Annotated in this window: 10 protein-coding genes and 1 pseudogene; all 11 read right to left on the reverse strand. The window is 42.4% G+C overall.

What is annotated here, in order from left to right:
* Window positions 1–293: 293 nt before the first annotated feature.
* Window positions 294–1577, reverse strand: a complete 1284-nt coding sequence (tig, locus tag QP439_RS08365; RefSeq protein ID WP_261447031.1) for a trigger factor — start codon at window positions 1575–1577, stop codon at window positions 294–296.
* A gap of 92 nt (window positions 1578–1669) precedes the next feature.
* A complete protein-coding gene (locus QP439_RS08370) occupies window positions 1670–2326 on the reverse strand; it encodes a DNA alkylation repair protein (protein WP_023946579.1) in 657 nt (218 codons plus the stop codon).
* Window positions 2327–2959, reverse strand: coding sequence for a response regulator transcription factor (locus QP439_RS08375; protein ID WP_023946580.1), 633 nt, complete (start codon window positions 2957–2959; stop codon window positions 2327–2329).
* Between the two features lie 10 nt (window positions 2960–2969).
* Window positions 2970–3968 (reverse strand): envelope stress sensor histidine kinase LiaS, encoded by a 999-nt coding sequence (locus QP439_RS08380; RefSeq protein WP_023946582.1) that lies wholly within the window; start codon window positions 3966–3968, stop codon window positions 2970–2972.
* On the reverse strand, window positions 3965–4663 hold the full coding sequence (gene liaF, locus QP439_RS08385) for a cell wall-active antibiotics response protein LiaF (RefSeq protein ID WP_261447032.1): 699 nt from the start codon (window positions 4661–4663) through the stop codon (window positions 3965–3967). Before liaF ends, QP439_RS08380 begins: the two co-directional genes overlap by 4 nt.
* 77 nt (window positions 4664–4740) lie before the next feature.
* Window positions 4741–5751 carry a type 2 isopentenyl-diphosphate Delta-isomerase gene (gene fni, locus QP439_RS08390; protein WP_033686443.1) on the reverse strand — a complete coding sequence of 337 codons (1011 nt, stop codon included), beginning with the start codon at window positions 5749–5751 and terminating at the stop codon, window positions 4741–4743.
* A complete protein-coding gene (locus QP439_RS08395) occupies window positions 5735–6742 on the reverse strand; it encodes a phosphomevalonate kinase (RefSeq protein WP_261039947.1) in 1008 nt (335 codons plus the stop codon). The genes fni and QP439_RS08395 overlap by 17 nt, the downstream gene beginning before the upstream one ends.
* Entirely contained in the window at window positions 6729–7682 is a 954-nt protein-coding gene (mvaD, locus tag QP439_RS08400) for a diphosphomevalonate decarboxylase (RefSeq protein ID WP_084927844.1), read from the reverse strand. Before mvaD ends, QP439_RS08395 begins: the two co-directional genes overlap by 14 nt.
* Complete coding sequence (mvk, locus tag QP439_RS08405; protein WP_261039957.1) at window positions 7664–8542, reverse strand: mevalonate kinase; 879 nt, start codon at window positions 8540–8542, stop codon at window positions 7664–7666. The genes mvaD and mvk overlap by 19 nt, the downstream gene beginning before the upstream one ends.
* A 123-nt stretch (window positions 8543–8665) precedes the next feature.
* Window positions 8666–9661: pseudogene (cbpF, locus tag QP439_RS08410) on the reverse strand (choline-binding protein CbpF).
* A 208-nt stretch (window positions 9662–9869) separates the two neighbouring features.
* Window positions 9870–10178, reverse strand: a 309-nt coding sequence (locus QP439_RS08415) for an LPXTG cell wall anchor domain-containing protein (RefSeq protein WP_261229302.1), incomplete at its 5' end; no start/stop codon positions are given.

Below are 10178 nucleotides of genomic sequence, written 5' to 3' on the forward strand. Positions count from 1 at the left end.
GAGCTTAGCTTTTCTTCAACCCACTACAGTTGACAAAGAGCCGCTTTTCTTCAACCCACTACAGTTGACAAAGAGCCAAACTAAAAGGACTCAGTCCTGTGCAATACAGAACTAAATCCTTCGCATAAATTAATTGTCTAACTTTTTGGGGTCAGTACAATTCAGGTGGGATTTTTGTTTATTAATACTCAATGAAAATCAAAGAGCAAACTAGGAAGCTAGCCGCAAGCTGTACTTGAGTACGGTAAGGCGACACTGACGTGGTTTGAATTTGATTTTCGAAGAGTATAAGATTATTTAACTGTTGCTGTGCTTGTAATCAATTCAACAGCTTTTTTGATAGTGATATCGTGTTTCAACATGTCAGCTGAAAGCAAGTTTTGAACTTGTGCAACTTCCATGTTGTAGTCTGCTGCCAATTGCTCGATTTCTTTTTGGATTTCTTCTTCTGAAGCGTCAAATCCTTCAGCTTTCGCAACTGCTTCGATAACAAGGTTAGTCTTAGTACGTGACTCAGCTTCTGCCTGATATTGATTGTGAAGGTCTTCTTGAGTAGTTCCAGTGATTTGGAAGTACATGTCAGGGTTGATACCTTGACGTTGCAAGTTTCCAAGGAATTCATTTACTGAACGGTGAACTTCTTCGTGGATCATTTCTTCTGGAAGTTCTACGATTTCAGCATTTTCTACAGCTTTATCGATTGCTGCACCTTCAACGGCATCTTTGTAAGCTTCTTCTTTAGCAGCAGCCAATTCATTGCGGTATTTTTCTTTCAATTCAGCAAGTGTTTCAACTTCTTCATCGATGTCTTTTGCAAGTTCATCATCAAGAGCTGGAACTTCTTTAGCTTTTACTTCGTGGATAGTTGTCACGAATTTAGCATCTTTACCTGCAAGGTCTTCTGCTTGGTAGTCTTCTGGGAATGTTACGATAACATCAACAGTTTCACCAGCTGAGTGACCTACCAATTGGTCTTCGAAACCTGGGATGAATTGACCTGAACCAAGTCCAAGTGAGAAGTTTTCACCTTTTCCACCGTCAAATTCAACACCGTCGATAGAACCAACGAAGTCGATAACAACAGTGTCGCCGTTTTCAGCAGCAGCTTCTTTGATAACCAATTCAGCCAAGTTGTTGCGTTCGCGTTCGATACGCTCTTCAACGTCAGCGTCAGTTACTTCTTTTTCAACATCTACTGATACTTCAAGGTTTTTATAGTCACCCAATTTTACTTCAGGTTTTGTAACGACTTCAGCAGTGATAACCCAGTCTTGACCTTTTTCCATTGAAGTTACGTCAATTTTTGGTTGAGCAACCACTTCAAGACCAGCTTCTTTTACAGCTGATTCATAAGCATTTGGCAAAAGAGCGTTCATAACGTCTTGGTAAAGTGACTCTTCACCAAATTTTTTGTCGAAGATAGGACGTGGAAGGTGACCTTTACGGAAACCTGGAACATTAAGAGATTTCTTCACTGAGTTGAAGACACGATCCAATTCTGGTTTGATTTGGTCTTGAGAGATAGTGAAAGTCAAGACACCACGGTTTGTTTCTTTGTTTTCAAATGATACAGACATTCTGTCATTTCTCCTTAAAATTTTTTAAATACAGTCTATTATAACATAAATGGGCGACTTTTTTCAAGTAATGAATGCGCTTTTCAATAACGCTAGAGGTACTTGCTTGCTTCTTTGATACTAAGGTCAGCCATTCTTTCCTTGTTTTTCTCAATGAAGCCTGCTACCCAAGTTGGATTCGTTTTGGAGTAGTCTCTCAGAGCCCAGCCAATGGCTTTATTGATAAAGAATTCTGTTTGATTCAAATTATGAAGCAGAATCTTTTCCAGTAATTGAACATTGGTCTTCTCTTTTCTTAACAACTGGTGGTCAATAGCGATGCGTCTCAACCAGATATTGTCTGACAGGCTCCATTGGAGGATTATTTTTTCCAGTTCCTGCTTCTCATACACCAAACTCCCTACTACTCGATCTAGGATATCCACCGTATCCCACCAGGATTTTGTGAAGATTAACCGCTCAAGCTTAGGTAAATCGTTCTCCGTTAGATAAGACTGCATTGCTTTCAAATAATTGGCAGCCACATACTGGTATTCTCTAGACTCTTTTTCCCAGCAAGTATCTACAAAATCCCAATCGATAATCTTTGTTTTTTTCGCTTCTGGAAAGTATTTTTTATAGAGTTTATTTCTTTCTGGCGCCGCAACGCCTAGAAAGGAAAATTGATGACGCATATAGGCCTCCATAGGCCCTGCTTTTTTAGGATTTTTTGCTGCTTCTAGCTCCTCAAGTAAATCTGTTAGACTCATCTAAAAATCCTCATGCCCTACCAAATGATGCTGAAAGGCATAGACTGCAGCTTGGGTACGATCGCTGACTTCAAGTTTGGCAAGAATGTTGGACACGTGGGTCTTGACCGTCTTGAGAGAGATAAAAAGTTCATCTGCGATACGCTGATTTTCGTAGCCCTTGGCGATGAGTTGGAGAACATCTCGCTCACGCGCAGTCAGGTCCTCATGTAGTTCTATGTGATTGCGGTGGTATTCGACTTTTTTGCTGACCTCTTGCTCAATGGCCAACTCCCCAGCAGCCACCTTACGGACAGCATGGAGCAGTTCGTCGGCACTAGAAGTCTTAAGCATATAGCCACGAGCACCTGCATCTAAGACGGGCATGATTTTTTCATTGTCCAAATAAGAGCTCACAATCAAAATCTTGGCTTCAGGCCATTCTTTGAGGATAGCCAAGGTCGCATCAATTCCATTTATCTCAGGCATAACGATATCCATGACAATGACATCTGGACGCAGTTTCAAGGCCAAGTCAATACCTTGAGACCCGTTTGCCGCCTCGCCCACAACTTCTACATCGTCTTGGAGGTCAAAGTAACTTTTCAAGCCCAATCGGACCATTTCATGGTCATCTACTAGTAAAATTTTCATCTCTACTCCTTTATGATTCCTTACCTAACAAGGGAATACGGATATCAACTGCCAGTCCTTGCTTGGGAGCTGTTAATAACTGAACCGTCCCTGCCATATCTTCGACCCGCTCCTTGATATTACGAAGTCCATAACTCAAGTCGTCTAAGCTCCCCAACTGGAAACCAATCCCATTATCCACCACCTTCAGCTGCAATTCAACATCCGTCTGATAGAGATAGACATCCAAACAAGAGGCCTGGGCATGGCGGAGGGTATTGCTGATCAACTCCTGCAAGATGCGGAAGATATGCTCCTCGATTTTCTTGGGCAATTTCGTCACATTTTGCTTGAAACTAACCTTGAGATCGCTCTTGTCCTCAAGCTCTTTTAGGAGAATTTGAATCCCTTCAATCAAGCTCTTCTGTTCCAATTCAACTGGTCGCAAATGCAAGAGCAAGACCCGCAAATCCTTCTGGGCTGTTTCAAGGATGGCTGTAACACTCTGCAACTGGATCTGCATCTTTTCTCTATCCAATTTCAAAGCCTGCTGACTGACGCCTGACAAAATCATGTGGGCCGCAAACAACTCCTGACTGACTGTATCGTGCAAATCCCGAGCAATCCGCTTCCGTTCTTTCTCGATGATTTCCTCTTCCTGAGCAAGACTGTGATTTTCAGCCTTTTGAAGTGCTTCTGTCAAGAGGTTAAGTTTGCCAGATAAGGACTTAAAGCTGGCATCCAAATCTGGATCTGCAACCTGAACCACTTCTTGCCCTGCCAACAAACGCTTAAGATTAGCCTGCATTTTTCTTAGAGAAAGCTCTTCCACACCTCGCCAAAACAGGGCTAAAAGACAGGTCATGGACAAGCTGAATACCAACAACAAAAAGACAAATTTTTCTGTTTTTTCAACATTATGCAGGAAAATAGACCAGTCAAAGTCAAGGATGTCCATTAAGCTGTGAGAGAAAAATAAGACAAACATAAAGGAGGTGAGAGCAATGATTACATAGGCTTGTTTTTTCATCCTCTAACCACCTCAACATCTCCAATCATAGTGGTCAAGAAAATCTTGACACTCTTGTTACTCTTAAGGTAGTCTCTTGTTTCTTGATGATAGTGTTCATTTCGGAGGGGTCGCTTGGGCTGGTTAAAGAAAGTCAAATCACCATAGAGACAGTTAACGCTGAGACTGACTTCCACATCTACAGGCACAATGATTTTGGTCGTACCTACCATCTTTCTGAGGATAATGACATTATCGTGATTAGTTAAGATGACCCTCTCCAGATGAATGGTATCCTTGCCCATGAGGCGAAAGAGATTGATATCATCAAACTGGCAAGTCTGGTAGCTTGAAAAATGATGGAGATTGCCAAACCAACGATTTTTCTCCTTCTTAACCGTTACCACCTCTTCAAAAACCAAATTGGTCTGCTCTTTTTCCTGGTTCATCATCGGATAAAGAAGAAAGAGGCTGTATATAACCGCAACAAAAATAGCTAAAATCACAAAAGGATTGAGCATGACGATGAAAAAGAAGAGAATGGTTGCCGCCACTAAAAGAAGATTATTGCCCTCTTTACCAGTGTAATAGCGAATCAAAAGCAAAAAGAGGAATAAAATCAGCAGAAAACGCGAAAAATGCTCTGATACCATCAAAATCAGAGCTCCTGTCAACAGACAGGCTTCGATAAATAAAAAGATTTTAAATTTTCTCATTAGGTTCATCCTCTCCTTTCTATTTTATCACAATTCAAAAAAGCCACCTCGGTCTGAAGATGGAAAAAAGGCGGTGGTTACGCCTTTTTCATCTGATCCTTTGCTTCTTTTAATTTTCCATAAAGAATGTAATCTACGCTTTGCAAACCTGCTATAGTAGCACAATTAAGAGCACACATGATTAAGCGTAAATCCGCTTTCCAGCCTTGGATAATATCAATCACTTCTTCGACTGAATAGGTTTCAACCAATTCCAGAACGGTTCGTGACAGCCCTACAGCCTTTGCGCCAAAGACCAAACACTTAATCATATCCAGCGGGTTCCGAACCCCTCCGCTAACCAAAAGTTCGACCTTATCTTTCCAGTCTTGGGCATTGAGAAGGGCCTGCATGGTGGACTGACCCCATTGATTGAGGTAATCACGTTGACCACTGCGACGGTTTTCAATATAGGCAAAGCTGGTACCACCACGACCTGATAGATCCACTGTACGAACACCCAATTCATAGGCTCTTTCGATGGTCTTCACATCCATTCCAAAGCCCACTTCCTTGAGGACAATCGGAACGGGGATTTGCTTACTATAGTCTGCCAGATTCGATTGCCAGCATCTGAACTTCCTTTCTCCCTCAGGCATGAGTAATTCCTGCATGACATTGACATGCACTTGCAGGAGAAGAGGGGTCATCTCATCTACAGTCTGAAGACCTAATTCGACAGGCTTGTCCAATCCAATATTGGTTCCAAGAAGGAGATTTGGATGACTAGACTTGACAGAAAAAGAGTCATCTGTTGAATCTTTGAGGGCTGCGCTATAAGATCCCGTCACAAACAAAATCCCACAGGCGTCCGCCACCTGAGCTAGTTTTTGATTGATTTCTTTACCTTTTTCACTCCCACCCGTCATGGCATTGATATAGAAAGGAAAATCCCACTTTCGACCAGCAAACTCTGTCGACAGATCGATTTCATCCAGGTCGTAAAGAGGCAAGGAAGAATGAATCAACTCCACCTCATCAAAGCTGTTGTAGGAACTTTTCTGCTCAAGGGCATAGCGGATGTGCTCATCCTTACGATTTGTCGTCATGTCCCATCCTTTCTTGGTATAAGAGCTCAATCCCCAGATCGGCCCAACGGTTTTTTAGGGTTTCAGTTGATTGCTCATTAAAACTCAAGGCAATACCACAATCACCACCACCAGCGCCGCTACTCTTGGCAACAGCCTGCAAATCTTGACTGGCTTCTTTCAACTGTCTAAGCGAAGGCGTGTAAATATCTGCGCTCAAGCTTTCTAAGAGCTTACTGGCTACTTCTACTTGCTCGATAATTTTTTCTGATTTCCCCTGTTCCAAGGCTTCTACCAAAGAAACCACCGTTTCTTTTGAGGAACTTAAAAAATTCTGATTGATATTTTGCTTGATTTGCTGGACCATGTGACTCGATACAGCCACTTCCTTGGTCCATCCCACTAGGAAATCACATTCTAGGGCAGGTTGTACGTGTGAGATTGAAAAGCCCCAATCACGCTCTAAAACAGTCGCTAAGTTTTCTTCTTCCAACCAAGCAGCCACCTTCTGGCGATCAAATGACTGGTAGAGAACCAAATCCTCTGCCACAATACAGGCAATGTCCCCCATAGAACCATTGTCTCCGCGCTTAAGCAAGACAGCACTGGCCAGCTTGAACAAGAGATCCTGATCAACCGAAAGATTATATAGAGCCAGCAGAGCCTTGATGACCAAGACAACGACGCTACCGCTAGAACCTAAACCAAACTTTTTCCCTTCTCGTTCCATTTTTCCTCGGATTTCCAAAGAAAAAGGTCGCAAGGTCTCCCCACGATAAACGAGGAAATCTTCCACTAAAGCAATTGTTTCTTGAATCAAGCTATAGTCAGGATTTGGTGTCAAATCCACTGCAAAATCAAACAGATCCGAATAGATACGATAACTATCAGAAAAAGCAATCTCTCCCTTCATATAGATAGGAATGGCCTTTATCAAGGCCAACTGCCCTGGCTCTAAAATAGCATATTCACCTGCCCAATAGAGTTTTCCGCAAGTTTTAACAGCAATCATCTTGACTCAAATCCTTTGTTTTTGACACAATCAAGCGATAACGTTGACCGAAGATTTCTGATAAATGCTCCAAGTCTTTCTCTTGACAGAGAACCTTGACATTGGGACCAGCATCCATAGTAAAGTAGCAGGCTTCCCCTTGCTCACGAAGCTGGCGGACAAAGTCCATTGCTTCATAGCTTGCATCCGTCAGATAAGAAAAGGCTGGTGATGCTGTTTTGGTCGTAGCGTGCATAGCCAGGGCATTTTCCTCCGTTAACTCCCCAACCTTGGCAAAGTCATTTTCCTTGAGATAAACCAGCATATCCTGATAGTCTTTCTCAGACTGACGGACCCAGTCATCAAAAGTCGTCGAAGTTTCCACACAGAGTTTCATCCCGTCACGGCTAGAGATTGGTTTTTTCTTGTCCTCTAGTACCAACATAATCATAGCTAGTTTCAGGTCTGTCTCTACCAGGTAAATCTCTCCGCTATCCTTGTCCCAGGCACCTAATGGTCCATAAAAACTCCGAGAGGAAGAGCCTGAGGCAAACTTCGCTTCCTGCGCTAGCTGACTTCTATCCAATCCAAGCTTGAAATAAGCATTACAAGCCTTGACCAGGGCGGACAAACCACTAGAACTTGAGGACAGACCCGCCGCGGTAGGCATATTATTTTGAGTATCGATACGGACAAAGCCCTCACCAGCTGGACGGTAACGGTCAATAATCTTACTCATTTTGGCATGCTCCGCCTCATTTTGTAGCTGACCATTGATATAAAAGGCATCAGCCATCGCATCCGTCGGTAGAGGCGACAAAGTCGTCTCTGTGTACATATTTTCCAAAGTCAGAGAGATACTGCTAGTAGCAGGCACCATCTCTTTCTCTTTTTTCTTTCCCCAATATTTGATAATAGCAATATTTGCGTAAGAACGTACTGTTACAGGCTCTCTATCCATGTCTGAACAGCTCCTTTCTCTTCTAATCTTTCTGCTAGTTCTTGAGCTTGAGTCAAATTGGTTGCCAAAGCTATGATACAGCCTCCTAGCCCACCACCGCTCATCTTGGCACCCAGAGCACCATGGCTAAGAGCCGTTTCAACTAGAGAATCCGCCTCAGGGCTACTAACACCAATTTCTTTTAGATGTAAATGCGCTTGACTGAGGATTTTTCCCAGTCCTTCAGCATCTTTTCGTCTAATCGCATCTTCTGCCTGCTGGGTCAATTCCCCCAAGGCATGTAAAAACGGCAGGGCATCCTTCCCCTTGTTTTGAACCACTTGGATGGCTTCACGAGTATGACCATAAACGCCCGTATCTGCAATGACCAAATAGGCAGATAAATTCATCTCAAGCTCTGTAAATCCTACGTTTTTAATAAAGCGAATAGGTTGGTCACTTAGACAGGTCTTAGCATCCAAACCACTAGGATTCATATGGGCAATCATCTCAGCCCGATTGACCAAGATTTCCAATACATCATGAGGCAGATCAGCCTCATAGTAGTCAAATACCGCACGAATAGCCGCTATGCTGATAGCAGCTGACGAACCCATTCCCCGTTTCTCAGGGATAGCCGAGTCAATCTCACAGCGAATACAGGCTTCTTTGATATCCAAATACTCCAGCGAAGCATAAACTGCCATGGACAAGGTATCCTCTTCATAGAGACGCCAAGGACTCGCTGCAGGAACTACCTTACAAGTCACCTCCACCTCCAAAAGAGGCAAGGAAATAGCAGGATAACCGTAAACAACCGCATGCTCTCCTATTAAAATAATCTTACTATGTGCCTGACCGACACCAATTTTTTTTGTCATTTTTTCCTTTTACTAGACGAAAAAACCGTCTCATCTTTTCATACAAGTATTTATTCTCTCCTATCTATTTTATTATATTTTCACAAAAAAAGCGATTGTTTCCATTCACAATCGCTTCTTTCATTATTGAACCCATTCGCCATTATAGTTGACGTAGTAGCCATCTACAGTGGTATTCACTGCCAAAGCACCTGAGCTATAAGCATAGTACCATTTGCCATTGACCTGGAACCAACCTGTCGTCATATCGTCATTACTTGCATTTAGATAATACCAAGTTGAGTCTTCCTGATACCAACCAGTTGCCATAGCTCCTGATGAACGGAGATAGTACCAGTTGTTCCCAAGGTTTTGCCAACCAGTTTTCATATCGCCATTTGGCTGATCTAAATAATACCAAGTTGAGCCTTCCTGATACCAGCCAGTTGCCATTGCTCCTGATGAACGGAGATAGTACCAGTTATTACCAAGTTGTTTCCAACCAGTTTGCATTGCAGCAGTTGTTGGATCTAGATAGTACCAAGTTGAGTTATCATTGGTTCAACCACGTGCTAGTTCCCCAACAGTCAATCTGTTGATGCGAGAATCAAATCCATCATCCTTCAGTAAATAATACCAGTGCCCCTCATCATAAACCCAACCAGTTTTTAAGGTGTGATAACTACGTTGATCTTCAAAATAATAGACTCGTTTCTCTGCTGGACTATCATATTGTTCCCCATGATGTTTGTTGGTATTTGTAGCAGTTTTTGCTTCTAAAACTTGCTTACCAACAAATTTTTGTAGTACCCCATCTTGACCAAAGTAAAACCAATCTGGTCTAAAAGCAATATCTTGCCTTAGAGAAAAACCAATCGTAACCCCTTCGTGTGGAGCAGGTATATATTGCCAGCCGACAACCATCTCTCCAGATAAAGAATCAAAATAATAGTACTTACCATCAATCACTCGCCAGTAGGTTTCTTTGAGGTCCCCCTTCTTGTAGTAGGTTCTTCCGTTTTCTTGGACAAATTTCCAACCCTCTGAATCAGTATCATCCGCCAATACTGTACTTGTCGCCAGTAAGCTAAAGAAAAAGACTGCTAATGCGATTTGCATCAATTTTTTTATTATTTTCATTAGACGTATACTCCTGCAAGGATTCTAGCAAAAATTCAATTGTATGTCAATATGACAGCTTTAAAATAATATAATAACGAACTATCATTTGATTCACTAGTAAAATCTCCTAGCAGGCTTCCCTGCTAGGAGATTTTCTTATGAGAGGTACTTGTTTAAACTTTGAAAATCGGACTTATCGTCTGATGTTTATCAAACAATCTACTAATTAAGCTTCTTCGTCTTCTTTACGACGTCGACCTGCAAGACCAAGGCCAAGTAAAGCACTTGCGGCTGCTGCTACCATAGCTACAGTAGAATCTGCTGTACCTGTATTTGGCAATTCTTTAGCTGCTTTACGCGCATTTGCTTGTGCTGATGCTGTTTGACCAGCATTAGCTGCTGCTTGAGCAGTAGCTGGAGCTACAGCTGGTGTTTGGGCAGCTTGGTCATTAGCTGGAGTTGCATGATCAGTTGATGGAGAAACTTTCGCCATGAAGTCTTCGATACGTTTAACCATTGCATCCACTTCTGCTTG

The sequence above is a fragment of the Streptococcus sp. UMB1203 genome (assembly GCF_030217725.1).
Taxonomy (GTDB): domain Bacteria; phylum Bacillota; class Bacilli; order Lactobacillales; family Streptococcaceae; genus Streptococcus.

Bases quoted from the DNA above. Each gene is read 5' to 3' on its own strand.
- tig (WP_261447031.1), bottom strand. From the start codon at position 1,577: ATGTCTGTATCATTTGAAAACAAAGAAACAAACCGTGGTGTCTTGACT.
- QP439_RS08370 (WP_023946579.1), bottom strand. From the start codon at position 2,326: ATGAGTCTAACAGATTTACTTGAGGAGCTAGAAGCAGCAAAAAATCCT.
- QP439_RS08375 (WP_023946580.1), bottom strand. From the start codon at position 2,959: ATGAAAATTTTACTAGTAGATGACCATGAAATGGTCCGATTGGGCTTG.
- QP439_RS08380 (WP_023946582.1), bottom strand. From the start codon at position 3,968: ATGAAAAAACAAGCCTATGTAATCATTGCTCTCACCTCCTTTATGTTT.
- liaF (WP_261447032.1), bottom strand. From the start codon at position 4,663: ATGAGAAAATTTAAAATCTTTTTATTTATCGAAGCCTGTCTGTTGACA.
- fni (WP_033686443.1), bottom strand. From the start codon at position 5,751: ATGACGACAAATCGTAAGGATGAGCACATCCGCTATGCCCTTGAGCAG.
- QP439_RS08395 (WP_261039947.1), bottom strand. From the start codon at position 6,742: ATGATTGCTGTTAAAACTTGCGGAAAACTCTATTGGGCAGGTGAATAT.
- mvaD (WP_084927844.1), bottom strand. From the start codon at position 7,682: ATGGATAGAGAGCCTGTAACAGTACGTTCTTACGCAAATATTGCTATT.
- mvk (WP_261039957.1), bottom strand. From the start codon at position 8,542: ATGACAAAAAAAATTGGTGTCGGTCAGGCACATAGTAAGATTATTTTA.